Source organism: Telluria sp. ZB4P34 (genome assembly GCF_059686055.1).
The window spans coordinates 728,198-751,845 of sequence record NZ_JCASIF010000001.1; the positions used below are offsets into that span (position 1 = coordinate 728,198).

25 protein-coding genes are annotated in these 23,648 nt (G+C 64.5%); 10 read left to right on the top strand and 15 right to left on the bottom strand.

The window, feature by feature from the left end:
* Nucleotides 1-7 precede the first annotated feature (7 nt).
* The 3 genes from AC56KL_RS03255 to AC56KL_RS03265 all read right to left on the bottom strand — a co-directional run bounded on the left by AC56KL_RS03255 (nt 8) and on the right by AC56KL_RS03265 (nt 2,892).
* Nucleotides 8-394: a hypothetical protein gene (locus AC56KL_RS03255; protein ID WP_497178698.1), complete on the bottom strand. Its 387-nt coding sequence runs from the start codon at nt 392-394 to the stop codon at nt 8-10.
* Between the two features lie 71 nt (nt 395-465).
* A complete protein-coding gene (locus AC56KL_RS03260; RefSeq protein ID WP_497178699.1) occupies nt 466-2,445 on the bottom strand; it encodes a TonB-dependent receptor in 1,980 nt (659 codons plus the stop codon).
* A 78-nt stretch (nt 2,446-2,523) separates the two neighbouring features.
* Nucleotides 2,524-2,892, bottom strand: coding sequence for a hypothetical protein (locus tag AC56KL_RS03265; RefSeq protein WP_497178700.1), 369 nt, complete (start codon nt 2,890-2,892; stop codon nt 2,524-2,526).
* A gap of 235 nt (nt 2,893-3,127) precedes the next feature.
* Between AC56KL_RS03265 and AC56KL_RS03270 the strand changes: the two genes are divergently transcribed.
* The gene (locus AC56KL_RS03270; RefSeq protein WP_497178701.1) at nt 3,128-3,289 is read left to right on the top strand and encodes a hypothetical protein; all 162 of its coding nucleotides are present in this window, start codon (nt 3,128-3,130) and stop codon (nt 3,287-3,289) included.
* 7 nt (nt 3,290-3,296) lie between these two features.
* Here the strand turns inward: AC56KL_RS03270 and AC56KL_RS03275 are convergent, their stop codons facing one another.
* From AC56KL_RS03275 to AC56KL_RS03310, 8 genes are all read right to left on the bottom strand, one after another.
* On the bottom strand, nt 3,297-4,223 hold the full coding sequence (locus AC56KL_RS03275) for a prolipoprotein diacylglyceryl transferase (RefSeq protein ID WP_497178702.1): 927 nt from the start codon (nt 4,221-4,223) through the stop codon (nt 3,297-3,299).
* A 150-nt stretch (nt 4,224-4,373) separates the two neighbouring features.
* On the bottom strand, nt 4,374-5,675 hold the full coding sequence (gene gltA, locus AC56KL_RS03280) for a citrate synthase (RefSeq protein WP_497178703.1): 1,302 nt from the start codon (nt 5,673-5,675) through the stop codon (nt 4,374-4,376).
* Between the two features lie 67 nt (nt 5,676-5,742).
* Nucleotides 5,743-6,009 (bottom strand): FAD assembly factor SdhE, encoded by a 267-nt coding sequence (locus tag AC56KL_RS03285; RefSeq protein ID WP_497178704.1) that lies wholly within the window; start codon nt 6,007-6,009, stop codon nt 5,743-5,745.
* Nucleotides 6,010-6,241: 232 nt separating this feature from the next.
* Nucleotides 6,242-6,952, bottom strand: a complete 711-nt coding sequence (locus tag AC56KL_RS03290; RefSeq protein ID WP_497178705.1) for a succinate dehydrogenase iron-sulfur subunit — start codon at nt 6,950-6,952, stop codon at nt 6,242-6,244.
* A gap of 51 nt (nt 6,953-7,003) precedes the next feature.
* Nucleotides 7,004-8,782, bottom strand: a complete 1,779-nt coding sequence (sdhA, locus tag AC56KL_RS03295) for a succinate dehydrogenase flavoprotein subunit (protein ID WP_497178706.1) — start codon at nt 8,780-8,782, stop codon at nt 7,004-7,006.
* A gap of 2 nt (nt 8,783-8,784) precedes the next feature.
* Nucleotides 8,785-9,153: a succinate dehydrogenase, hydrophobic membrane anchor protein gene (gene sdhD, locus AC56KL_RS03300; protein WP_497178707.1), complete on the bottom strand. Its 369-nt coding sequence runs from the start codon at nt 9,151-9,153 to the stop codon at nt 8,785-8,787.
* Between the two features lie 2 nt (nt 9,154-9,155).
* Nucleotides 9,156-9,581, bottom strand: coding sequence for a succinate dehydrogenase, cytochrome b556 subunit (gene sdhC / locus AC56KL_RS03305; RefSeq protein ID WP_497178708.1), 426 nt, complete (start codon nt 9,579-9,581; stop codon nt 9,156-9,158).
* 339 nt (nt 9,582-9,920) lie between these two features.
* Nucleotides 9,921-10,685: a GntR family transcriptional regulator gene (locus AC56KL_RS03310; protein WP_497178709.1), complete on the bottom strand. Its 765-nt coding sequence runs from the start codon at nt 10,683-10,685 to the stop codon at nt 9,921-9,923.
* A gap of 264 nt (nt 10,686-10,949) precedes the next feature.
* On the opposite strand from AC56KL_RS03310, the gene AC56KL_RS03315 reads away from it, so the two are divergent.
* The 4 genes from AC56KL_RS03315 (at nt 10,950) to acnA (ending at nt 16,406) form a co-directional block, all read left to right on the top strand.
* A complete protein-coding gene (locus tag AC56KL_RS03315; protein WP_497178710.1) occupies nt 10,950-11,939 on the top strand; it encodes a malate dehydrogenase in 990 nt (329 codons plus the stop codon).
* 113 nt (nt 11,940-12,052) lie between these two features.
* The gene (locus AC56KL_RS03320) at nt 12,053-13,057 is read left to right on the top strand and encodes an HpcH/HpaI aldolase/citrate lyase family protein (RefSeq protein WP_497178711.1); all 1,005 of its coding nucleotides are present in this window, start codon (nt 12,053-12,055) and stop codon (nt 13,055-13,057) included.
* Complete coding sequence (locus AC56KL_RS03325) at nt 13,057-13,632, top strand: hypothetical protein (protein WP_497178712.1); 576 nt, start codon at nt 13,057-13,059, stop codon at nt 13,630-13,632. Before AC56KL_RS03320 ends, AC56KL_RS03325 begins: the two co-directional genes overlap by 1 nt.
* 65 nt (nt 13,633-13,697) lie before the next feature.
* Nucleotides 13,698-16,406: an aconitate hydratase AcnA gene (gene acnA, locus AC56KL_RS03330; protein WP_497178713.1), complete on the top strand. Its 2,709-nt coding sequence runs from the start codon at nt 13,698-13,700 to the stop codon at nt 16,404-16,406.
* A 107-nt stretch (nt 16,407-16,513) separates the two neighbouring features.
* Here acnA and AC56KL_RS03335 read toward each other — a convergent pair whose 3' ends face one another.
* A complete protein-coding gene (locus AC56KL_RS03335) occupies nt 16,514-16,975 on the bottom strand; it encodes a hypothetical protein (protein WP_497178714.1) in 462 nt (153 codons plus the stop codon).
* Between the two features lie 33 nt (nt 16,976-17,008).
* A complete protein-coding gene (locus tag AC56KL_RS03340) occupies nt 17,009-17,647 on the bottom strand; it encodes an OmpA family protein (RefSeq protein ID WP_497178715.1) in 639 nt (212 codons plus the stop codon).
* 271 nt (nt 17,648-17,918) lie between these two features.
* Between AC56KL_RS03340 and budC the strand changes: the two genes are divergently transcribed.
* The 4 genes from budC (at nt 17,919) to AC56KL_RS03360 (ending at nt 21,143) form a co-directional block, all read left to right on the top strand.
* Nucleotides 17,919-18,683, top strand: a complete 765-nt coding sequence (budC, locus tag AC56KL_RS03345) for a meso-2,3-butanediol dehydrogenase (protein ID WP_497178716.1) — start codon at nt 17,919-17,921, stop codon at nt 18,681-18,683.
* 118 nt (nt 18,684-18,801) lie between these two features.
* Nucleotides 18,802-19,230 carry a DUF2231 domain-containing protein gene (locus AC56KL_RS03350; protein WP_497178717.1) on the top strand — a complete coding sequence of 143 codons (429 nt, stop codon included), beginning with the start codon at nt 18,802-18,804 and terminating at the stop codon, nt 19,228-19,230.
* Nucleotides 19,227-20,519, top strand: coding sequence for a PQQ-dependent sugar dehydrogenase (locus tag AC56KL_RS03355; protein ID WP_497178718.1), 1,293 nt, complete (start codon nt 19,227-19,229; stop codon nt 20,517-20,519). The genes AC56KL_RS03350 and AC56KL_RS03355 overlap by 4 nt, the downstream gene beginning before the upstream one ends.
* A 108-nt stretch (nt 20,520-20,627) precedes the next feature.
* Nucleotides 20,628-21,143 (top strand): type II secretion system protein, encoded by a 516-nt coding sequence (locus AC56KL_RS03360; RefSeq protein ID WP_497178719.1) that lies wholly within the window; start codon nt 20,628-20,630, stop codon nt 21,141-21,143.
* Between the two features lie 168 nt (nt 21,144-21,311).
* Here the strand turns inward: AC56KL_RS03360 and AC56KL_RS03365 are convergent, their stop codons facing one another.
* Nucleotides 21,312-22,691 carry a DUF4214 domain-containing protein gene (locus AC56KL_RS03365; protein ID WP_497178720.1) on the bottom strand — a complete coding sequence of 460 codons (1,380 nt, stop codon included), beginning with the start codon at nt 22,689-22,691 and terminating at the stop codon, nt 21,312-21,314.
* A gap of 109 nt (nt 22,692-22,800) precedes the next feature.
* Between AC56KL_RS03365 and AC56KL_RS03370 the strand changes: the two genes are divergently transcribed.
* Entirely contained in the window at nt 22,801-22,932 is a 132-nt protein-coding gene (locus AC56KL_RS03370; RefSeq protein ID WP_497178721.1) for a hypothetical protein, read from the top strand.
* Here the strand turns inward: AC56KL_RS03370 and AC56KL_RS03375 are convergent, their stop codons facing one another.
* The gene (locus AC56KL_RS03375; RefSeq protein ID WP_497178722.1) at nt 22,933-23,616 is read right to left on the bottom strand and encodes a Fe2+-dependent dioxygenase; all 684 of its coding nucleotides are present in this window, start codon (nt 23,614-23,616) and stop codon (nt 22,933-22,935) included.
* Between the last annotated feature and the right edge of the window lie 32 nt (nt 23,617-23,648).

The following is a 23,648-nucleotide window of genomic DNA, read 5'->3' on the forward strand; positions in this document are numbered from 1 at the left end:
GCCTGGTTCAGGCGTGCGTCATTCCCCCGGCGGCGTGGCCGGGGGCGTGGCGGGGCGGCTTTCGCGGCCCGTCGAGGAAAGGTTCCGGCAGCGCATCGGCAGCGGGCATGACCACGCTGGAGAGCAGCTGTTCGGGCGGCACGATGGGCGTCGGCAGGAGCAGGTCGGCGGCTTGCGCGCAGGAGTGGTGGTCCTGCGCATGGGCGAGCGACTGTTCGGATGCGTCGTAGTGGACCGAACCATCGTCTTCGTGGTGGTGGTGCAGGATATTCTCGTCGTGCGCCACCGCATGCGCCAGGGTTTGCGCACCGTAGGCCTGCGGCAAGCCGCCCTGCATGGAAAATCCATACAGGGGAAGGCAGAGCAGCAGCAGGAGTGCGAGAATCCGGCGCAAACGTTCACCTCGGAAGAATGCGCCGATTATAGCAGCGCGGCGGCCGGCTGGATCATGCCGACTGCGCCGGATCAGAGCGTGGCGCGTACGCCAAGGGTAATGTTCCGTCCCGGCAGCGGCGCCAGGTCCTTCAGGACCGAGGTCGAGATGCGGATGTCTTCGTCGAGCAGGTTCTTGCCGATGACGAACCAGGTCAGGTCCAGGTCCTTGAAGCGCTGGGTATAGGACAGGTTGGCGTCGAGCTGGGTGTAGGCCGGCGTCGGCGTCGTCTCGAACGAGGCCAGGCGCTCCTGCTTCAGCGCGCGCAGCACCGAGACGCCGCCGCGCAGGGCGCCCTGGCGGTAGCCGGCCTCGATGCCGATGCGCTTGGCCGGCTGCAGCGGCAGGCTGCCCGCATCGTCGAGCGCGCCGCGCGACAGGTCGCCGAAGGCGCGCAGCGACAGGCCCTGGGTGTGCGGATGGCGGTTGTAGCTGATCTCGGCCTCGGCGCCGCGGATGGTCGCATCGGCCTGGCGGAAGATGCGCTCGCGCAGCTCGTCGCCCGGGTTGCCCTCGTCGTCCAGCAGGGTGTCGCCCACTTCGCCGTAGATGAAGTCGCGCACGCGGTTCTCGAACAGGTTCAGCTGCCAGCGCACCAGCCCCTCGACCTTGCGGAAAGAGAGTTCCAGGTTGCGCGAGGTCTCCTTCCTGAAATTCGGATTGCCGATGTCGTAGGTCAGGGTCGATTCGTGCGGGCCGCCCGAATACAGCTCGTCGGTGCCGGGTGCGCGCTGGGCCACCGAGGCGGTCACGCCCACCGAATAGTCCCTGGCGAGCGGCCAGGCCGCGCCTGCCGAGTAGGACAGCAGGTCGAAGCTGCGGCGCGGCGCGGCGCCTTCCGGTTCGCGCTTGACCGACTCGACCCGCACGCCGGCATTCACGCGCGCCTTGCCGAACTGGCGCTGCTCGACCAGGAAGACGGCGTGGGTGTCCGACCTGGTGACCGGCACCGTCGCCGATTCGCCGCTGTCCGCGCTCAGGCCGGAAAAGCGCGTGTGCTCGGTCTGGATGCCGAAGCTGCCTTCCCAGCCGCGGACCGGCTTGTGGCTCAGTTCCAGGCGCGACTCGAGCGAACGGTTCGCGAAGATGGTCTCGGGACCGCCCTCGCTATTGAGCTCCACGTGGCCGTAGTCGGAATAGCCGGCCTTGAAACGCAGCTTCTCGAAGCCGGCCATGGGCCTGTCCACTTGGGCGTCGATGTCGTAGCGGGTCTGGTCGAGGTCGATCTGGGCGCCCTCGCCGCCCGGGATGCCGTAGTTCTTCTTCAGCGAGCTGACCGAGGCGCCGACATAGCCGCGTTCTCCGATATACGAGGCGCCAGCGCCCAGGGTGTGCTGGCGCAGCGAGGAATTCGGCAGCGTGTCGCCGTCGGGCGCGTCGGGAACGTGGTAGTCGCCCGCGTCGCGCCCGCTGCCGTCGACGTGCAGCGCCACCTTGCCCGTCGATGCGTCACCCGAGAAAGACAGGGCGCGGCCGTGGTCCACGCTGCTGTAGCGGGTCTCGACCACGCCGCTCGGCTTGTCGTGCAGTTCGGTCGGAATGCGCTCGTTGACGACGTTGACCAGGCCGCCGATGGCGCCCGAGCCGTACAGCAGCGCCGCCGGGCCGCGCAGGATCTCGATCTGGCGCGCCGTGGCCGCCTCGCCGGTGACGGCATGGTCGTTCGACAGGCCCGACAGGTCGGATACCGACATGCCGTTCTCCAGCACTTTCACGCGGTTGCCTTCCAGGCCGCGGATGATCGGGCGCGAGGCGCCGGCCCCAAAAGCCGAGGCGGACACCCCGAGTTCACTGGACAGGGTGTCGCCCAGCGAACTCCCCAGCTTGCTGCGCAGTTCATCGCCGGCCAGCACCTTGGCAGGCGTGAGGATCTGGTCGCCTTCGGCGGCATTGAAGGGGGTGGCGGTGACGACGACGGTGGCGATGGGCTGGGCAGTCGTGGTCTGGGCATACGACAGTGGTGCGAGGGCGGCCAATACCGCGCCCGCCAGGATAGTGCGCTGGACGTGCATGATGAATTCCTAAAGACGAATACGGGCGGACACGCGTGCGCGGCCGGGCCGGCGCAGGCGGATCGGGAAGTCAGGACATCAGGCGACGGGTGGAGCGCGGGAAGAGAAATAAGGCGTGAAGGGCGCGGCCCAGGAGTCGAATGCGGTCCACCCGGCCAGCACGCGGGCGGCGGGCACTGCCTCCACCGTGCGTGGCGGCGTGTGCAAGGCCGGCGCCACCGTGGCGGCGTCGTAGGCGAGGCAGGAATGGGACAGCATCTTCTGGTCCGGGACCGCCGGACCATTGGCGGCGCCGTCGAGCGCAGCGCCCGGGGCCTGCCAGGCGTGCGCGACCCGGTGCGCCAGGCCCTGCCAGTGGGCGAACACCATCACCAGCATCAACAGCAAGGCGATGAAGCTGGGAGTGGAGCGCTTGCGTTGCGGACTGGCGACCATCGGTCTGTGCAAGGGGCCGGATCAGGCCTGGTACCAAAGGAAGACATTATAACTGGATGACAGGCGGACCAGGGGCGCTCGAAGGCTCGCCCGGCCGCCCTGCCCCGCTGTTCTGCCCCGCTGTTCTGTCCCGCTGTTCTGTCCCGCTGTTCTGTCCCGCTGCTCTGTCCCGATCTTCTGCGCGGCGACCGGCCGGCGCCGGGCATGCTAGCGTCTCATGCGTCAACACGCCTCGAAAGGACATCGCATGGCACGGCATCCGGGAATCTTCCCCACATTCTTCCTGTCCGGCTTCGAATGCTCCAACTTCCTGTGGAAGGACGGCAAGCGGCGCAACCTGGTCGCCGGGACGATGTCTTCACGGATGGGCATGGCGGCAGGTTTCCTTGATCGATGGAGTCGGATCTGACCTCGCGTCAAGGCGCCAGCGGCGCATGAGCACCTGGCTGCGCAGCATGACGGCGGCCGAGCAGCACCAGCCCGACAATTCCCCCGACAATCAGGCTGGCGGCGATGAGTTCAGCCTGGGTCGCATGGATGCCCGCGAGCGTGTAAGGAGGATTCACCCGGATCTGCTCGATGAGCAGGCGCTCGACGCCGGCCAGCACCAGGTAGAGCGAAAACAGCCAGCCCGTCCTGAACGGATGCTTGCGCAGCGCCCACAGCAGCGCAAAGCAGCCGAGCGCCATGAGCGACTCATAGATCGGCGTGGGATAGACGCCGGGCGCCGCGATAACCTCGCCGTAGATGTTGTTGTCATAGGTCTGGGCCCAGAACCAGGTCGGCAGCCAGTCGGGCTTCAACGCCATGTTCGCTGGAGTGCCCCAGTCCCCGTCGCCCGAGACCTGGCAGCCGATGCGGCCGATCGCGTAGCCCAGCATCATCGCCGGAGCGACGGCGTCCAGCATCGGACGCACCGGCAGGTGCCAGCGGCGGACGTAGACCAACCCAGCCAACGTGCCGACGATGAGCCCGCCGAATACGCTCAGGCCCGAACGGCTGAAGATCATCGACCATGGCGCCGCCACGAACTGGTCGGTATTTTCGAGGATATGGAACAGCCGTGCGCCGGCAATGCCGGTGAACATGACCAGCATGCTCAGCGTGGACACCAGTTCGTGCGGCGGCTTCACGATCCGGATGCCGGCCCCGTTCCCGCCCTTCACCGCGCGCCAGCCCGGCGGCAGCTGGCCGGCATCGTACAGGCGGCGCAACTCGGCGCCGAGGCAGGCGGCCGCGGCGAGCATCGCGCAGGCGACCAGGATGCCGAAAGTAGCGAACGGCAGCGGGACATCGTAGCCGGTAAGCGCCATCACCACATCGCTCAGGTAGGGATAGGACATTGATCGTTCTTCAATATTGTCTGAAAGATGCGCTACTGTACCTGAAACAGTTCCGGATGACGGATGTGTTGGAGGCAAAGCCCGCCCTACCTACTCCAGGAACAAAAAAAGCGGGCCGAAGCCCGCTTTCCTGATGACGCTACGCGTTGATCAGCGCTTGTCGATCCCCGGCACATCGCGCACCTGCGAACCGACGAACAGCTGGCGCGGGCGGCCGATCTTCTGTTCCGGATCGGCGATCATCTCGTTCCACTGGGCGATCCAGCCGATGGTACGGGCCATCGCGAAGATACCGGTGAACAGCGAGACCGGGATGCCCAGGGCCGACTGCACGATGCCCGAGTAGAAGTCGACGTTCGGGTACAGCTTGCGCGAGACGAAGTATTCGTCGTTCAGCGCGATCTTTTCCAGTTCCATCGCCAGCTTGAACAGCGGGTCATCCTGCAGGCCCAATTCGTTCAGCACTTCGTGGCAGGTTTCGCGCATCAGCTTGGCGCGCGGGTCGAAGTTCTTGTAGACGCGGTGACCGAAGCCCATCAGCTTCACGCCCGAGTTCTTGTCCTTGACCTTCTCGATGAAGGCCGGGATGTTCTCGACCGAGCCGATTTCCTTCAGCATGGTCAGTGCGGCCTCGTTGGCGCCGCCGTGTGCCGGGCCCCACAGGCAGGCGATACCGGCAGCGATACAGGCGAACGGGTTGGCGCCCGACGAACCGGCCAGGCGGACGGTCGAGGTCGAGGCGTTCTGCTCGTGGTCGGCGTGCAGGATCAGGATGCGGTCCAGGGCGCGCACCAGCACGTCGTTGACCTTGTACTCTTCGCACGGGTTGGCGAACATCATGTACATGAAGTTGGCGCTGTACGACAGGTCGTTGCGCGGGTACATGAAGGGCTGGCCGACCGAGTACTTGTATGCCATGGCGACCAGGGTCGGCAGCTTGGCGATCAGGCGGATCGCCGAGATCTCGCGCTGCTTGGCGTCGTTGATATCCAGCGAGTCGTGGTAGAACGAAGCCAGGGCGCCGACCGTGCCGACCAGCACCGACATCGGGTGCGCGTCACGGCGGAAACCACGGAAGAAGAAGTTCATCTGCTCGTGGATCATCGTGTGCTTGGTCACGGTGTCGTCGAACTTGGCTTTCTGCTCGGCGTTCGGCAGTTCGCCGTTCAGCAGCAGGTAGCAGGTTTCCAGGAAGTCGCAATTGACGGCCAGCTGCTCGATCGGGTAACCGCGGTACAGCAGTTCGCCCTTGTCACCGTCGATGTAGGTGATGCTCGAGTTGCACGCGGCAGTCGACATGAAGCCGGGGTCGTAGGTGAACTTGCCGGTCTGGCCGTACAGCTTGCGGATGTCGATGACGTCCGGGCCGATGGTGCCCTTGTAGATCGGCATGTCGACCGACGGGCTGCCGTCGGAGAACGACAGGGTGGCTTTGGTATCAGAGATATTCATGGCACTTCCTTCTTGTGGGAGTGGATCTAAAAACAATAAACGAAAATCTTGGCCGACCGCAGCGGGACTAGGCCTGGCGCAGGCGCGCCAGCAAGGCGCGCACGTGCGGCTGGTCGACCTCGCCCTCTGGCTCGGTGCGGCCCAGCAGCAGGTCCATCAGCGGGTTGTCCGCCAGATCCAGCAAGCGGGTCAGCGCATCGACTTCCTCGTCGCTCAATGCTTCTTCATGCGCATCGAGGAAGCGCGTGAGGATCAAATCGTTCTCGAGCAGGCCGCGGCGCGCGCGCCAGCGCAGGCGGGCACGGTTGGCGGGGTCGGATTGATGCGTGTTCACTAGAGTCCGTTGTTGGGTCAACATCATACTCCGTAGGCCGGGAATAGGCAGTACGGTATTTTTACTGTATTTGCGGCATCTTTACTTCGCGATGCTGCAAGTTGCGCGGCAAAGCTTCTGCCTGCTGAACGCGTGGGCGGGGAACCCGCCCACCCTACGGGTATCGTGGTCTCGTAGGGTGGGCGGGTCTCCCGCCCACGCGTTCAAATCACGCTTGAAACAACGCGCCGCCTTAAATCGCGCGACGAACCAGCAGTTCCTTGATCTTGCCGATCGCCTTGTTCGGATTCAGGCCCTTCGGGCACACATCCGTGCAGTTCATGATCGAGTGGCAGCGGAACAGGCGGTACGGGTCTTCCAGGTTGTCCAGGCGCTCGTTGGTGGCCTCGTCGCGCGAGTCGGCGATGAAGCGGTAGGCCTGCAGCAGGCCGGCAGGGCCGACGAACTTGTCCGGGTTCCACCAGAACGACGGGCACGAGGTCGAGCAGCAGGCGCACAGGATGCACTCGTACAGGCCGTCGAGCTCTTCGCGCTCTTCCGGCGACTGCAGGCGCTCTTTCTCCGGCTTGATCGACTCGTTGATCAGGTAGGGCTTGATCGAGTGATACTGCTTGAAGAAGTTGGTCATGTCGACGATCAGGTCGCGCACCACCGGCAGGCCCGGGAGGGGACGCAGCACGATCGGCTGGGTCAGCTCGTTCAGGTTGGTGGTGCAGGCCAGGCCGTTCTTGCCGTTGATGTTCATTGCGTCGGAACCGCACACGCCTTCGCGGCAGGAGCGGCGCAGGGCCAGCGAATCATCGACGTCCGACTTGATGCGCTGGAGGGCGTCGAGCAGCATCTTGTCGGTGTCTTGCAGCTCGACGGTGACGTCTTGCATGTAAGGCTTCGCATCCTTGTCAGGATCGTAGCGGTAGATCTTCAGTTGGACGGTGCGTGCCATGTTTTTACCTGTTCTATATGGGCCGCGATGTCGTCGCGGCCCTCAACGAAATTAGAAAGTACGGGCCTTCGGCTTGAAGGTGTCGACGGTCAGCGGCTTGGTGACCACAGCCTTGTATTCGAGGCGGTTGCCTTCCGAGAAGAACAGGGTGTGCTTCATCCAGTTCTCGTCGTCGCGGTTCGGGTAGTCGCTGTGGGCGTGGGCGCCGCGCGATTCCGGACGTGCCGCGGCCGACACGATGGTCGCCTTGGCGGTCTCGATCAGGTTGTCCAGTTCCAGCGCTTCCACGCGGGCGGTGTTGAACACCTTCGACTTGTCCTTGAACGAAACATGCTTGCGGCGCTCGTCGAGCTTCATGATTTCCTTAACGCCGGTGTCCAGCAGTTCCTGGGTACGGAACACGCCGCAGTACTTCTGCATGGTGGCGCGGATGTCGTTGGCCACGTGCTGCACCTTCTCGCCGCCGGTCGAGGTCTCGAGGCGGTTCAGGCGGTCCAGCGCATAGTCGGCGGCGTCCTTCGGCAGGGCCTTGTTGACCTTTTGCTTCAGGTTCGATGCCACCACGTGGTTGCCGGCCGCGCGGCCGAACACCACCAGGTCGAGCAGCGAGTTGGTGCCCAGGCGGTTGGCGCCGTGCACCGAGACGCAGGCGCATTCGCCGATCGCGTACAGGCCGTTGACGATCTTCTGGCCGCCGGTGCCGTCAGGGGCGACGACCTGGCCGTGGATGTTGGTCGGGATGCCGCCCATCTGGTAGTGGATGGTCGGCACCACCGGAATCGGTTCCTTGGTGGCGTCGACGTTGGCGAACTTGTGGCCGATTTCCAGGATCGACGGCAGGCGCTTCTCGATGGTGTCCTTGCCGATGTGGCGCAGGTCGAGCAGCACGTGATCCTTGTTCGGACCGCAGCCGCGGCCTTCCTTGATCTCCTGGTCCATCGAACGCGAGACGAAGTCGCGCGGCGCCAGGTCCTTCAGGGTCGGCGCGTAGCGCTCCATGAAGCGTTCGCCGTTCGAGTTGATCAGGATGCCGCCCTCGCCGCGCACGCCCTCGGTGATGAGGACGCCCGCGCCGGCCACGCCGGTCGGGTGGAACTGCCAGAACTCCATGTCCTGCAGCGGCAGGCCGGCGCGCGCCGCCATGCCCATACCGTCGCCGGTGTTGATGAAGGCGTTGGTCGATGCGGCGAAGATGCGGCCTGCGCCGCCGGTGGCGAAGATGGTGGTCTTCGCTTCCAGGATCATCACGTCGCCGGTTTCCATTTCCAGGGCCATCACGCCGACCACGTCGCCGTCGGCATCGCGGATCAGGTCGAGGGCCATCCACTCGACGAAGAAGTGGGTGCGGGCACGGACGTTGCGTTGGTACAAGGTGTGCAGCAGCGCGTGGCCGGTACGGTCGGCCGCCGCGCAGGCGCGCTGGACCGGCTTCTCGCCGAAGTTCGCGGTGTGGCCGCCGAACGGACGCTGGTAGATGGTGCCGTCCGGGTTGCGGTCGAAGGGCATGCCGAAGTGTTCGAGTTCGTACACGACTTTTGGCGCTTCGCGGCACATGAATTCGATTGCATCCTGGTCGCCCAGGTAATCGCCACCCTTGACGGTGTCGAACATGTGCCAGTACCAGTCGTCTTCGCTCATGTTGCCCAGCGAAGCACCGATGCCGCCCTGGGCAGCCACGGTGTGCGAACGGGTCGGGAACACTTTCGACAGCACCGCCACGTTCAGGCCGGCTTCGGCCAGCTGCAGCGATGCACGCATGCCGGAACCGCCGGCGCCAACGATGACCGCGTCAAAGCGGCGGGTAGGGATTGCAGTTTTGATTGCTGCCACGATTACACACTCCAGAGAATTTGCACGGTCCAGGCGGCGCAGGCGAGCAGCCAGAAGATGGTCGCCAGCATCAGGAACAGGCGCAGGCCTGCCGACTTGATGTAGTCCATCCAGATGTCACGGATGCCGACCCAGGCGTGGTAGAACAGGCCCAGGAAAGTCACCAGCGCGAACAGCTTGAACCACTGGCGTGCGAACAGCCCGGCCCAGCCTTCATAGGTGAAATTCTGGCCGGTGAGGAAGGCCACCAGCAGCACGACGGTAAACACGGCCATGACGATGGCGGTGACGCGCTGCGCCAGCCAGTCCTTGACCCCGTAGTGGGCGCCGACGACGAGGCGGCGCGGTCCGATGTTATTCTTGTTTGCCATGATTAAAACACTCCGAACAGTTTCAGGCCGACCAGCGCGGTCAGCACCAGGGTGATGATCAGCACCCAGCGCGCGGTTTTCTGAGCGGCATCCTTATCCAGGGCCAGGTGGTTGTCCATGAACAGGTGGCGCACGCCGGCGACGAAGTGGTGCAGGTAAGCCCACGACAGGCCCAGCAGGATGATCTTCGTGAACCAGTGGCTCGCGATGCCGCGGAAGTGCTCGAACGAGATCTCCGACAACAGGCTTTCCTGGAACAGATACAGCAGGAAAGGCAGGAACAGGAACAGACCGGCGCCGCTCACGCGGTGCAGGATCGACACGATGGCCGATGGCGGCATGCGATATTTACTTGTAATATCACCAATGCCAATGTTGCGGAACTCCGGCCGCCCTTTTTTTGCAGCTTCTCTCACGGCTTCGGACATGAAACACCTCCCTCTATGACGACAGTTTTTTAGTGAACCCTTCATTTTCGCCGATTTTGTGACGGGGCACCAAGCATCCAGTGGAAGATAACCGGGGCATCCCTGCAGCGAACCGGGCAGTGTTCGTCGCTTACGCAAAACCGACTCATTTTAATCGCTTCGGGCGATCCCTGCTGTGAACCGGTCGGGGTCCGCTGCAGTGGCGCCGGGCTAACGGCGCCATGTAGGGTGGTCGGCTTGCCGACCGCGCGTTCAACTCCCGGATGCGTTGTGGCAACGCATGTTCTGGCTGGACGCGCGGTCGGCGGAGCCGACCGCCCTACGCTTATCCATGTGTTGTCACGACAACTCGTTCTGGTAATGATGGCGCGCGGTCGAGTAAATACCGCGGCGCAGCTCGACGGGCTTGTCGCCATAACTGAACGACACCCGGTCCGCGCACAGCAGCGGCGTGCCCTCCGGCACCTTCAGGTGCTCGCTGGCCGCCGCATCCGCCGCTACCGCGCGGATCTTCTCGGTCGCGCGGATCATGCGCGTGCCGAATTCCGACTCGAACAGCCCGTACATCGGCCCCTTGTACTCCACCAGGCGCTCCGCCGTCAGCCCCTTGAACAGCTGCCCCGGCAGCCACAGCTCTTCCAGGATGGTCGGCACGCCGTCGAAGGACTGCACGCGCTTGATGTACACGACCGTGTCACCCGACTTCAGCTCGAGCAGGCGCGCAACCTCCGAGGTGGCGCGGATGCGCAGCACGGCGATGAAGCGGTTGTCCGGGTGGTGGGGAACGCCCTCGTCGGGCATCAAGCGCAGGAAGCGGAAGTGGGCGCGCTCCTCGAAGTGGGTGGCAACGAAGGTGCCCTTTCCCTGCCGGCGCACGACCAGGTGCTCGGCCGCCAGTTCGTCGATGGCCTTGCGCACCGTACCCTGGCTGACCTTGAACCGCCCCGCCAGCTCGACTTCGCTCGGCATCAGCTCGCCCGGTTTCCACTCGCCCGACTGCAGGCTCTGGGTAATCAGGGCCTTGATCTGCTGGTACAGCGGACGGAACGACGGCGATGCGTCGGCTCCGGTTGCATCGCTGCTGTTGGGCGGGAGGGGGTTCATAGACCGCGATTTCACCACAAAACCGGGTTGTACGTCCAGTATATGACTGCCAAGACATGTGTCTTATATAAGACATATGATATGAATTGACAGATAGAACAGTCGAGGCATAAACTCGCGGTCGGCTTGGACCTCCGCGCCTACCTTGTCGCTACGCGCGCGATATCCAATTGACACGGTGCGCTTTTGGTATGATTGCAGCTTTCCCCGAATTCGCCCCCTCGGCTCGACAGTTTTCTTCTTTCCCCACTTTGGAGATTCATCATGGCTAAAACCCCAATGCGCGTCGCCGTTACCGGCGCGGCCGGCCAGATCGGCTATTCCCTGCTGTTCCGCATCGCCAACGGCGACATGCTGGGCAAGGACCAGCCGGTCATCCTGCAGCTGCTCGAGATCGACAACGAGAAGGCACAGAAAGCGCTCAAGGGCGTCATGATGGAGATCGACGACTGCGCATTCCCGCTGCTGGCCGGCATGACCGCCCACGCCGACCCGATGACCGCCTTCAAGGACGTCGACGTGGCCCTGCTGGTCGGCGCCCGTCCGCGCGGCCCGGGCATGGAGCGCAAGGACCTGCTGGAAGCCAACGCCCAGATCTTCACCGTGCAGGGCAAGGCGCTGGATGCCGTCGCTTCGCGTAACGTGAAGGTGCTGGTGGTCGGCAACCCAGCCAACACCAACGCCTACATCGCCATGAAGTCGGCCCCGAACCTGCCGGCCAAGAACTTCACCGCCATGCTGCGCCTGGACCACAACCGCGCCCTGTCGCAGGTTGCCGCCAAGCTGAACAAGCCGGTCGGCGCCATCGAGAAGATGGCCGTGTGGGGCAACCACTCGCCGACCATGTACGCCGACTACCGCTTCGCCACCATCGACGGCCAGTCGGTCAAGGAAGCGATCAGCGACGACGCCTGGAACCGCGACACCTTCCTGCCGACCGTCGGCAAGCGCGGCGCCGCCATCATCGAAGCGCGCGGCGCCTCGTCGGCGGCATCGGCTGCCAACGCGGCGATCGACCACGTACGCGACTGGGTGCTGGGCACCAATGGCAAGTGGACTACCATGGGCATCCCGTCGGACGGTTCGTACGGCATCCCGGAAGGCACCATGTTCGGCTTCCCGGTGACCACCGAAAACGGCGAGTACACCATCGTCCAGGGTCTGGAAATCGACGCCTTCTCGCAGGAACGCATCAACCTGACGCTGAAAGAGCTCGAAGAAGAGAAGGCCGGCGTCGCTCATCTGCTGAACTGAGCTGGCTTAAGTAACACAATCGGCGCGGCGCGCATGTCGCCGCCGCGCCAACCGTGCCATGCCGCCCAGGGTGCTACCCGTGACGGCATGGCCGATTCGTTTCAAGACATACCATGCATCCTTCCGAGGTTTTATTCCAGGGCAAACGCCAGCCGCTCCTGCTCCCCGCCTGCGACCATTACGCCGGCTCGGAGAAGCTGATGCGCAAATCGATGGCCCTGCAACAAGAGCTTGGGCCCGTGTTCGACATCACCTTCGACTGCGAGGACGGCGCCATTGCCGGCAGCGAAGCTGAACATGCCCTGCTGGTTACCCAGTTGATCAACAGCGACGACAACCGGTTCAACCGCATCGGCGTGCGCCTGCACGACACGGCCAGCGAGCACTTCGCGGCCGACGTCGCCGCGATCGTCGGCGCCACCGCCGCGCGCCTGGCCTACGTGGTGCTGCCGAAGGTGGACAGCGTGGATGAAGTGACCCGCGCGATCGACCTGATCAACCAGCATGCCGCAAAAGCCGGTCGCCGGAGTGCCGGACCAACCGATCTCCCTGTCCACGTCCTGATCGAGACCCACGGCGCCCTGCGCGCGGCCTACGATATCGCCGCCCTGCCCCAGGTCGAGTGCCTGTCCTTCGGCATCATGGACTTCGTCTCCGCCCACTACGGCGCGGTGCCGGCCAGCGCCATGCGCACCCCCGCCCAGTTCACCCACCCGCTGGTGGTGCGCGCCAAGCTCGAGATGGTCGCGGCCTGCCACGCGCACGGCAAGGTAGCTTCGCACAACGTCACCACCGACATCCGCGACAGCGCGGTGGTGGCCAACGACGCCCAGCGCGCCGGCGCGGAATTCGGTTTCACCCGCATGTGGAGTATCCACCCGGACCAGATCAAGCCGATCCTGAAGGCCTTCACGCCGCGCCTCTCGGAAGTGAACGAAGCAAGCAATATCTTGCTTGAAGCCATGACCGCGAACTGGGGGCCGATTGCACAACATGGCCGCTTGCACGACCGCGCGAGCTACCGATATTATTGGACCGTGTTGCAGCGCGCAAAACTGGCTGGCCTGGCGCTGCCGGAAGCCGCTGCGGCGATCGTCAACCACACGGATTCCAATTGATGACCACCTCCCTCTCCCGACTCCCGAGTCTCCTTGCCGCCTGCGCGTTTGCGCTGGCGGCCGCCGGCGTCTGCGCGCATGCATCCGCGGCCCCCGAAAAACACCCGAAGGCCGAAGCGGTCCTGAAGGCCAAGCCGAAAGCCAAGGCGAAAGCCCAGACGAAAAAGTCGACCAAGGCCGCTGCAGCTGCAACTGCTGCTGCTGCCGCTGCCGGCGCAGCGGAGTCCGTGCGCGCCTACGATGCCGTGCAGGACGACGAGCCGGACATTACCGACACGATCGTCACCGAGTACCAGTGCGAACTCAACAACAAGGTCACGATCTACACCAACGAGACTGCCCCCGACTACATCGCACTGCGCTGGAAGAAGCGTGTGCATCGGTTGAGCCGGGTAGGCACCACCACCGGCGCGCAGCGCTTCGAGAACCAGTACTGGGGCCTGATCTGGATCGGCATCCCGGCCAAGGGCATCCTGCTGGACTCGAGACTGAACCGCCAGCTGGCCAACGAATGCAAGAACGCCGAGCAGTCGGCGCCGGTGACGGCGTCGCTGCCGGAAGAAAAGAAAAGCTGATCGGGGGCGCAAGCCGCGGATCGCCTGATGTTTTGTAAGAAAAATATCCCACTGAAGGAGAGATGATGTCTCACAACACCCTAAACACTCTGAAGGAATTCCCGGCCGGCGCCGGCCAGACCGGCCAGTACTACTCGCTGCCAGCCCTGGGTGAATCCCTCGGTGTGAACCTGTCGCGCCTGCCGGTGTCGATCCGTATCGTCCTCGAATCCGTCCTGCGCAACTGCGACGGCAAGAAGGTGACCGAAGAGCACGTCAAGCAGCTCGCCAACTGGGGCGCGACCGCCGAGCGCACCGACGAGATCCCCTTCGTCGTGGCCCGCGTCGTGCTGCAGGACTTCACCGGCGTGCCGCTGCTGGCCGACCTGGCCGCGATGCGCAACGTCGCCGCCAAGACCGGCGCCGATCCGAAGAAGATCGAGCCGCTGGTGCCGGTCGACCTGGTGGTCGACCACTCGGTCACCATCGACCATTTCCGCGAGCCGGGCGCGCTCGACCTGAACATGAAGCTGGAATTCCAGCGCAACAACGAGCGCTACCAGTTCATGAAGTGGGGCATGCAGGCCTTCGACACCTTCGGCGTGGTGCCGCCGGGCTTCGGCATCGTCCACCAGGTGAACCTGGAATACCTGGCGCGCGGCGTCATGAAGCAGGGCGAGGTGTACTACCCGGACACCCTGGTCGGCACCGACTCGCACACCACCATGATCAACGGCGTCGGCGTGGTCGGCTGGGGCGTGGGCGGTATCGAGGCAGAAGCCGGCATGCTGGGCCAGCCGGTCTATTTCCTGACCCCGGACGTCATCGGCGTCAACCTGAAGGGCAAGCTGCGCGAAGGTTGCACCGCGACCGACCTGGTGCTGACCGTCACCGAGATGCTGCGCCGTGAAAAAGTCGTCGGCAAGTTCGTCGAATTCTTCGGCGCCGGCACCCGCTCGCTGTCGACCACCGACCGCGCCACCATCGCCAACATGGCCCCGGAATACGGCGCGACCATGGGCTTCTTCCCGGTCGACGAAGCCACCGTCGACTACTTCCGCGGCACCGGCCGTACCGAAGAAGAACTGGCGGCCTTCGAAGGCTACTACAAGGCCCAGGGCATGTTCGGCATCCCGCAGGAAGGCGAGATCGACTACACCCGCGTGCTGGAACTGGACCTCTCGACCGTGACCCCGTCGCTGGCCGGCCCGAAGCGCCCGCAGGACCGTATCGAACTGGGTTCGGTGAAGAACACCTTCACCGAGCTGTTCAGCAAGCCGACCACCCAGAACGGCTTCAACAAGGACCCGAGCGACCTGGCTAAGGTCTACGAAACGACCAACGGCGTGCGCGTGAAGAACGGCGACGTCCTGATCGCGGCGATCACCTCGTGCACCAACACCTCGAACCCGAGCGTCCTGCTGGCTGCCGGCCTGCTGGCCAAGAAGGCGGTCGAGCGCGGCTTGACCGTGGCGCCGCACATCAAGTCCTCGCTGGCCCCCGGCTCGCGCGTGGTCACCGACTACCTGACCGCCGCCGGCCTGCTGCCCTACATGGAAAAGCTGGGCTTCGGCGTGACCGCCTACGGCTGCACCACCTGCATCGGCAACGCCGGCGACCTGACCCCGGAACTGAACGCCGCGATCGTCGAGAACGACATCGTCGCCTCGGCCGTCCTGTCGGGCAACCGTAACTTCGAAGCGCGTATCCACCCGAACATCCGCTCGAACTTCCTGGCTTCGCCGCCGCTGGTGGTCGCCTACGCCATCGCCGGCAACATGACCCGCGACCTGATGAGCGAGCCGCTGGGCAAGGACCAGAACGGCGTCGACGTCTACCTGGGCGACGTGTGGCCGACTTCGCAGGAAGTGGGCGAACTGATGCGCCTGGCGATGAACTCCGAGGTGTACAAGAAGAACTATGCCGACGTGAAGGGCAACCCGGGCGAACTGTGGCAGCGCGTGTCGTCGACCGAAGGCCAGGTGTACAACTGGCCCGAGTCGACCTACATCGCCGAGCCGCCGTTCTTCGCCGACTTCGAGATGACCCCGAAGGCGGCCGCCACCGGCATCACCGGTGCACGCGCGCTGGGCGTGTTCGGCGACTCGATCACCACCGACCACATCTCGCCGGCCGGTTCGATCAAGGAAGACGGCCCGGCGGGCAAGTGGCTGAAGGACCACGGCGTCCTGAAGGCGGACTTCAACTCCTACGGCTCGCGCCGCGGCAACCACGAGATCATGATGCGCGGCACCTTCGCCAACGTGCGCATCAAGAACAAGATGATCCCGCCGAAGGCGGACGGTTCGGCGGTCGAAGGCGGCATCACCATCCACCAGCCGTCGGGCGAACAGCTGTCGATCTATGACGCGGCAATGAAGTACGTGGCCGAAGGCACCCCGACCATGATCTTCGGCGGCGAAGAGTACGGCACCGGCTCGTCGCGCGACTGGGCAGCCAAGGGCACCCAGCTGCTGGGCGTGAAGGCCGTGGTCGTGCGTTCGTACGAGCGCATCCACCGCTCGAACCTGGTGGGCATGGGCGTGCTGCCGCTGCAGTTCATCGGCAACGACAGCGTCGAGTCGCTGGGCATCACCGGCAAGGAAACCTACGACCTGAAGGGCCTGGAAGGCGAGATCAAGCCGCAGCAACTGGCGACCCTGGTGATCCACCGCGAAGGCGGCGAATCGCAGGAAGTGCAGGTTCTGCTGCGTATCGACACCCCGATCGAAGTCGACTACTACAAGCATGGCGGCATCCTGCCGTTCGTGCTGCGCCAGCTGCTGGCTGCGTAAGGCAGAAGCGAACAGACCTGGGGGCGCCGGCCTGGCGCACCCAGGCAACAAAAAGGGCTGGAACCTTGACGGGTTCCAGCCCTTTTTTCATCCATCGCGATTTCCGGTCAGGTACCGGGCTTGCCGACGCCGTAGGAGCAGACAACCGCGCCACGCGCGCCTATCGAGCGCGCCGTGGCTGCACTCGTCTCAGCACCCGCGGACGGCGGGTTCCATCCTTGCGACTTCCACTGGGAAGCACGCTCGTCGATATCGATGCTGTTGAGGCCGGTGTCCTCGAGGGCCCGGATCGCCGCGCCCGAGTCGTCGCCGTCAATGTCGGCAGTGAGAAGGAAGCCGCCGCGACGGATGCCCTCCTCGTACACATGACGATCGTGGTCCGGCAGGAAGGCGTTCTTGATCGACGCCCACATGCCGGGATTGTCCTGCGAGGAGTAGCCGGTTTCGCCGATCGCGGACTTGTCGTGGATCCGGATGTGATCGGCGTCGACATGCGCGGCAACCAGCCGCTCGCGGCCGGCCTCGGCATCGGCGCGCGTGTCGAACAGTGCAGTGAGAGTACGTGACATGAAAAATCCTTTCAAACAGGGAAATGTCGGAAATCAGCGCTGCAGGACGACCACTTCGGCCCGGCGGTTTTCGGCCTTGCCTGCTGCGGTGGCATTGGTAGCGACGGGGTCGGTCTCGCCGCCGGTGGCGATTTCGATACGCTCGGCCGCGACGCCTCGCTCCACGAGCGCCGCCTTCACGCTCGCCGCCCGGTCCTGGCCGAGCTTGACGTTGGCGCCGGCGCTGCCGCGCGCATCGGCGTAGCCGAGCACGCGGATGCGTGCGCTCGGGTGCTGCTTCATGGCGGCCGCCAGCTCGTTCAGCTCGTCGCGGTCTTCGGCGCGGATGTCGCTCCCGTCAGTGTTGAAATTGAGCTTTTCGAACACGAAGGTGCGGGGCAGCGCTTCAGTTCCGGCAAGATAGCCCCCGATGGCCGCCGTGCCGGGCAGGACCGACACGGTCTCGGTGGCAGGCGCCGCTGCCGCCGGCGGCGGTGTCACGGGCGCCGGTGCAACTGGCGCGGTCGCTACCACCGGCACCTCTTCCCGGCTGTTGCAGCTCCGTAGCCCGAGCAGGAGGGCGAGCAGCCCCAGCGCAAGCAGCACCCAGGGCAGCCATTTTTTCTTCGAGGCCGGGCCGACGTGCACCTCGCGTGGTGGGGCGCCGTCGTTCTGATGATCCGAATTTGCCATGAACTATTCTCCTTGTTTATTGTTGGTCGGGTGTCCGACATGGAACTCCTGCGCGGGCATCGCGCGCCACGCCGCTGCGCATGCCGAAAAAAAACGATGCGCATGCAGCGGCTTCCTTGCGCCATTTGTACTCCACGCATGGATAATCCGCCGTTCCATACACTGCGACAACTGCGCCGCCCGTCAGGCGCCTGGCGTCCGCCGCGCTTGGACGGAACAGGCTAAGCTCCCAGGCCTTACCGCTATCTGGCTGACAGGGAAAGGAGTATCGATGAAGCGTTTCAAGGACAAAGTCGTGCTGGTCACCGGCGCCGCGTCCGGCATCGGCCTGGCGGCCTCGCGCCGCTTCCTCGACGAAGACGCCAGGGTCGTCATGCTCGATATCGACGAGGCCTGCCTCAGGGAGTCCGCCGCAACACTGCCGCAGGAGCGTGTCCTCGTGCAGGTCGGCGATACGGCGTGCATGGAGACCGCGGCGGCGGCCGTCAAGGCGGCTGTCGAGCGCTTCGGCGCCCTGCATATCCTGGTCAACAATGCCGGCGTCGCCACCGAGGGCGACATCATGCAGACCAGCGAAGAAGACTTCGCGCGCGTCATGGCGGTCAACGTCGCCGGCTACTTCCACATGGCCAAGGCGGCGATGCCGGAACTCGTGAAGACCCGCGGCTCGATCGTCATGACCTCCTCCGTCTCGGGACTGGGCGGCGACTGGGAACTGTTCGCCTACAACACCTCGAAGGGCGCGGTCAGCAACATGGTGCGCGCGATGGCGATGGATGCGGCCAAGGATGGCGTGCGGGTGAACGCCGTCAATCCGAGCTTCACGACCAGCAGGATGACCGAGGACATGGTGAGCGATCCCGAGCTGGTCGCCAGGTTCAGGGAGCGCATGCCGCTCGGCGCTCCAATGGACCCGGAAGGCGTTGCCGCCGTGATGGTCTTCCTCGCGAGCGAGGACGCACGCCTGCTCACCGGCGTGAACCTGCCGGTCGATGCCGGCCTGACTGCCTCGAACGGCCAGCCGCCCATGCAGTAGCGGCGGCGGTAATGGGCAGGCCGACGTGGCAAGGCCACTGGCGCGTTCAACGATGCGCCATCTCATCCGGTTCGACGGTAGGATTTGCACGAATGACATCATTGGCGAGGACACTTCGATGCATGCTTCGACCACATCCGATCTTCCTGACCACCTTCCGGGGACACTGCATACCATCCTGCTGGCGGGGACCGTTCCCCTCTTCCTCGGCGCCTTGCTGAGCGATATCGCCTACTACCAAAGCTATCAAATCCAATGGAGCAATTTCGCTTCGTGGCTGATCGCAGGTGGCGAACTGTTCGGGGGACTCGCCCTGCTGTTCGCCCTGGCAAACCTGGTGCGCGCGCCGCGCAAGGCGGGGCGCCCCCTGACCTACTTCCTGCTGCTCCTCGCAACATGGGTCCTCGGACTGGTCAATGCCTTCGAACATGCCAAGGACGCCTGGGCGGCCATGCCCACAGGCCTGATCCTGTCGGCGATCGTCGCCGTGCTGGCTTGCGCCGCAGCCTGGATGGGACTGCATGCACGGAAAGGAGTGGCGCGATGAAGCGATTAAGCATACTGGGCATCATCGGCGCCGCGTGGCTGCTGGGCGCTTGCACCGACGGCGGCAGCGCCACCCCGGCTACCGGCGCGAACCCGAGCCTCCCGCAACCCCAGCGTGGCCTGCTCCCCAACATGACGATTGCCGAGCCGACAGCATGGGGCAAGGATGTGCCAACCGTACCCAAGGGGTATGCCGTCACGGCGATCGCGACCGGCCTGGCGATTCCGCGCCAGACGCTGGTCCTGCCGAACGGCGACATCCTGGTGGCGGAAGGCCGCGGCGGCGGTGCGGCGAAACTGAAACCGAAGGATGTCATCGCCGGCTATATCAAGGCAAAAGGCAATACCAAGGTCAAGAGCGGCAACCGCCTGACGCTGCTGCGCGACGCCGACGGCGACGGCCGCTACGAGTTGCAGACCGTCTTCGCGGACCAGCTCAACGCACCGTATGGCCTGGCATTCTTCGGCAACAAGCTGTATGTGGCCAACCAGGACGAACTGGTCAGCTTCGACTATCAGGAGGGCCAGACGAAGGCCAGCGGCCCGCCGGCCAGCATCGCCAGGCTGCCGTCCGAGATCAACCACCACTGGACCAAGGCAATGACCATCAGCCCGGACGGGCGTTTCGTCTACGTCGGCATCGGTTCGAACAGCAACATCACCGAGCGCGGCATGGAAGCGGAAGTCGACCGCGCCATGGTCTGGCAGATCGACGTGAATACGGGCGCCTACAAGCCCTACGCGACGGGCCTGCGCAATCCCACTGCCCTGGCGATATTGCCGGGAACGGGACAGTTGTGGGCCGTCGTCAACGAACGAGACGAGCTGGGGCCGGACCTCGTGCCGGATTACCTCACCTCGGTGCGCGAGGGCGGATTCTATGGCTGGCCCTACAGCTATTGGGGACAGAACGTCGATACGCGCGTGATGCCGCCCGACCCGAAGAAAGTGGCCTCGGCCATCAAGCCGGACTACAGCCTCGGCTCGCACGTCGCGGCGCTCGGCCTGTCCTTTTCCCTGCCGGCGATGGGGGAAGGGTTTGCCGAAGGCGCCTTCGTCGGCGAGCATGGCAGCTGGAACCGCGAGCAGCCGGTCGGCTACAAGGTGATTTTCGTGCCGTTCAGGGATGGCCGCCCCGCGGGCGCCCCCATCGACTTCGTCACTGGCTTTCGCGATGGCGATGGAAAGACGCGTGGGCGCCCGGTCGGCGTGACCGTCGATCCGCGCGGCGCGCTGATCGTGGCGGACGACCTGGCCAACACCGTGTGGCGGGTGACGCGCACGCCTTGACCCTTACCCTTGCTCACTGCCTTCGGCCTGCCGGGTGATGTGCTGCAAGCGAGCGCCGCCTGCCGGATTTTCGTAATAGGATGGGTCCAATAACGTTATCATTTTATTATGATTGCAAACTGGATTCCAACTGGGCGGCGTCGGCGGGAAAGGGGTTTCACCCTGGTGGAAACGACGGCCGTCATCGCGATCGTGGGCGCGCTGGCGGCTACCGCCCTGCCCCGTATGACCGCCCTCGGCGGCGAAGCGCGCTATGCGGCGCTCGACAACGCACGGGCGGCGCTTTCCTCGGTGGCCGTGATGTCGCACGCCAAGTTCCTGATCAACGGCGCAGCGACCCAGACCTTCGAGGACAGCACGGTCAGGCTGGTGCACGGCTATCCCGCAGCAAACCTGGCGACGGTGCAGGCGGCCGGACTGGATGCGCTTTATGTGGTCCATACCGGGACGGCGGGTGTCGGCGCGCCGTCGTTTCCCGCCGGAGCAATAGCGCTCGTCCCGAAGGCAATTGCCGGGTCCCCCAAGGCAAGCCAATGCTTCCTGGTGTACGAACAGGCTTCACCTGCCAAGCCGAGACCCGCGATCAGAATGGGCGCCGGCACCACTGCCGAAACCTGCGCCTAGGCTCCCGCGTCGGCCTGGGACAGCTTTGCATTTTCCCTTCTGGAACGCGACATGGTCGTAGGTCATCCAGCACAGCGATTGCAGGAGCCCGATCGTCTCCGGCTGGGCTGGCGCTCGGCTGCGCTTCCGTCAGCTTCCGGCGGATTGCCTTCGTCTGCGTAACGCAACTCACGGCGTGTAATCGACCTCGAAGGAGTTACCGAGGGACTCACCGTCGAACACGGCAATGTAGCCGGTTTCCATAGTGCCACGGAACCTGATTTCTCCGGCGTGGCCGGTGGCGTACAGGACAGGCCCGCCGTGCGTGGCCGCCAGGCCTGCGATATGAAACCTGTCGTCGAGTCCCTGCCCTCGTACAACGCACTCGGCGGGCTCGTTCGGCACCGGCTTGCCGCCGGTGACGCCGCCGGCACTCCCAAGATGGGAGCACTCCACGCTCGCGATCACCCGTGGCTGCCGGCGTTTGGCAAAGACAGTCGTGACGACTTCTCCCTTCGATGCATCGTCCTGGTAATACACGGGCTCAGTAGTGATGAATGCCGGGTTCGTCAGTCTTGCCTCGACCGGCAAGGCAGTGCCAATCGTGCAGCGGAATTTCAGGTAGCTTGGGTCGTCGAAACTGTCGGGCATTCCGCTATTGCACAAGGATCTGAGCGTACCGAAACTAAAATTTCCCAGCGCTGCGTCGACCTTGAAGTACACCCTGGACATCGGAGGATTGTTGGCATCCCGCGGCCGGACCAGGTTCGTTCCACGGACCTCGCATTCAAGGCCGTTCAAGTCATAGATCCCTGGATCGTTGCACGAGAAACTCGATACCCTCGCGATGCCGTCATCCTGCGTTTGCGGAGGCGGCGGCAAGGTGTATTCGATGCCATTGGCGATGGCAGGCAGCACCGCCGCCTTGTTCTCGGCGCTTTCGCTGAATGCAGACAAGACCGTCGCGCGGGTCGCCTTATTGGTGTCGAGGATGTCCTGCCAATATGCGATCCCTCCTGGGTCCGGTTCGCGATGCAGGATATTGCGATACAAACGCCGCAACAGTTCTGCATTCGACAGATTGCTTCCGTTGGCATCGATAAACTCCCTGGAGCCGAGGAATCCGGCAGATAGCTCATCGGGTTGGGCACCGTTTTCGAGGGCATGAATCCAGAAGCCGAGCCCCGCCTGGTCAGGAACGCGGTCGAAGGCAGCGCGGTACAGGCGGTAGGCGACCCCCGGAATCAGATCTTCGACGCCGAAGCTCATCACGGCATCCGGAAACTTGAGCGTGACCGGGCCCTGGAACACGCGCGCCGGCTCGATGCCCGCAAGGTCGCTGACGGTCGTGACGCCATTGGCAGACACGATCGCGTAACTCGCCTTTGCCCTGGAGAACGTCGCCACGGGGACGCTTGCCTGCGCATTCGCCGCCACCTCCGACAATGCGCGGCTACCCTGCACCACCGACGACTCGCCTACGGGATTGGACCCGCCGCAAGCGCCAAGCACCGATAAGGACACGATGGCGAAAGCACGCAGTGCCAGGGGCAAGCGATCGGGGCGCATGGGTTATCACTTTTAAAATGAAACACAAGGAAAACCATTAACTTCGAAACAATTATCTGCCCACTTATGGCAAGCATCAAGGTATTTACATCAAGCGAGCTCCCATGTTGTGAATGCTCCACAGCACCAGGTTCAGGACGCGGACCGGACATGCGACACGCGCAGCCATGCGCACCTGGGCGAGCGCTGGCTGCTGCAGTGGCTGCAGCAACAGCATGGCCAGGCGCCGCCCCAGGCTTGACTACATCTCCGCCCACATGCGGAGCAGGTTGTGATAGTGCCCGGTCATGCCGACGCTTGCGTCGCTCTCGCCGTAGGCCGCGCGGATCTTCTGGATGTTCGTATCCAGCTCGAACAGCATGGCGCGCTTGCCGTCGTCGCGCACCATGCTCTGGGTCCACAGGAAGGATGCCACGCGCTCGCCGCGCGTTACCGGCAGCACCTGGTGCACGCTCCCCGACGGGTACACGATCGCATCCCCGGCCGGCAGCTTGACCTCGTGGGTGCCGTAGGCATCGACCACCACCAGTTCGCCGCCGTCGTACTCCCCGGGCTCGCTCAGGAACACGGTGGTGGACACGTCCGCCCGCACCGGCGGCAGGCCGCCGCGCTGCGGCCGCACCGCGCCGTCCACGTGCAGTCCGTAGTGCTCTCCCCCGCCATAGGCATTGAAGTAGGGCGCCAGCATACGCAGGGGCAGCACGCTGGAAAAGAACAGCGGATTGTTCATCAGCGCATTGCTCACTACCTGTCCCAGTTCGGCCGCCAGCGGCGAGCCTTCCATGAGCTGGCGGTTGCGCTTGACCTGGGCGCCCTGGGAGCCGACGCTCTCGCGCCCGTCGACCCATTCCGGCGCCCCCTCCATGCGGGAGCGCATGGCGGCAAGCTGCTCACGCGAGAGCACGCCCGGGATGTGCAGCATCATGATGTTCGTCCTTCAAGGAAAAAAGCCCTCCG

Excerpts from the sequence above, each read along its gene's own strand:
- sdhD (WP_497178707.1), bottom strand. The coding sequence starts at position 9,153 with ATGGCAAACAAGAATAACATCGGACCGCGCCGCCTCGTCGTCGGCGCC.
- AC56KL_RS03350 (WP_497178717.1), top strand. The coding sequence starts at position 18,802 with ATGCATGCTTCGACCACATCCGATCTTCCTGACCACCTTCCGGGGACA.
- gltA (WP_497178703.1), bottom strand. The coding sequence starts at position 5,675 with ATGAATATCTCTGATACCAAAGCCACCCTGTCGTTCTCCGACGGCAGC.
- AC56KL_RS03260 (WP_497178699.1), bottom strand. The coding sequence starts at position 2,445 with ATGCACGTCCAGCGCACTATCCTGGCGGGCGCGGTATTGGCCGCCCTC.
- AC56KL_RS03320 (WP_497178711.1), top strand. The coding sequence starts at position 12,053 with ATGCATCCTTCCGAGGTTTTATTCCAGGGCAAACGCCAGCCGCTCCTG.
- AC56KL_RS03340 (WP_497178715.1), bottom strand. The coding sequence starts at position 17,647 with ATGGCAAATTCGGATCATCAGAACGACGGCGCCCCACCACGCGAGGTG.
- budC (WP_497178716.1), top strand. The coding sequence starts at position 17,919 with ATGAAGCGTTTCAAGGACAAAGTCGTGCTGGTCACCGGCGCCGCGTCC.
- AC56KL_RS03335 (WP_497178714.1), bottom strand. The coding sequence starts at position 16,975 with ATGTCACGTACTCTCACTGCACTGTTCGACACGCGCGCCGATGCCGAG.
- AC56KL_RS03275 (WP_497178702.1), bottom strand. The coding sequence starts at position 4,223 with ATGTCCTATCCCTACCTGAGCGATGTGGTGATGGCGCTTACCGGCTAC.
- sdhC (WP_497178708.1), bottom strand. The coding sequence starts at position 9,581 with ATGTCCGAAGCCGTGAGAGAAGCTGCAAAAAAAGGGCGGCCGGAGTTC.
- AC56KL_RS03355 (WP_497178718.1), top strand. The coding sequence starts at position 19,227 with ATGAAGCGATTAAGCATACTGGGCATCATCGGCGCCGCGTGGCTGCTG.
- AC56KL_RS03325 (WP_497178712.1), top strand. The coding sequence starts at position 13,057 with ATGACCACCTCCCTCTCCCGACTCCCGAGTCTCCTTGCCGCCTGCGCG.
- AC56KL_RS03315 (WP_497178710.1), top strand. The coding sequence starts at position 10,950 with ATGGCTAAAACCCCAATGCGCGTCGCCGTTACCGGCGCGGCCGGCCAG.
- acnA (WP_497178713.1), top strand. The coding sequence starts at position 13,698 with ATGTCTCACAACACCCTAAACACTCTGAAGGAATTCCCGGCCGGCGCC.
- AC56KL_RS03360 (WP_497178719.1), top strand. The coding sequence starts at position 20,628 with ATGATTGCAAACTGGATTCCAACTGGGCGGCGTCGGCGGGAAAGGGGT.
- AC56KL_RS03270 (WP_497178701.1), top strand. The coding sequence starts at position 3,128 with ATGGCACGGCATCCGGGAATCTTCCCCACATTCTTCCTGTCCGGCTTC.
- AC56KL_RS03310 (WP_497178709.1), bottom strand. The coding sequence starts at position 10,685 with ATGAACCCCCTCCCGCCCAACAGCAGCGATGCAACCGGAGCCGACGCA.
- AC56KL_RS03365 (WP_497178720.1), bottom strand. The coding sequence starts at position 22,691 with ATGCGCCCCGATCGCTTGCCCCTGGCACTGCGTGCTTTCGCCATCGTG.
- AC56KL_RS03375 (WP_497178722.1), bottom strand. The coding sequence starts at position 23,616 with ATGATGCTGCACATCCCGGGCGTGCTCTCGCGTGAGCAGCTTGCCGCC.
- AC56KL_RS03290 (WP_497178705.1), bottom strand. The coding sequence starts at position 6,952 with ATGGCACGCACCGTCCAACTGAAGATCTACCGCTACGATCCTGACAAG.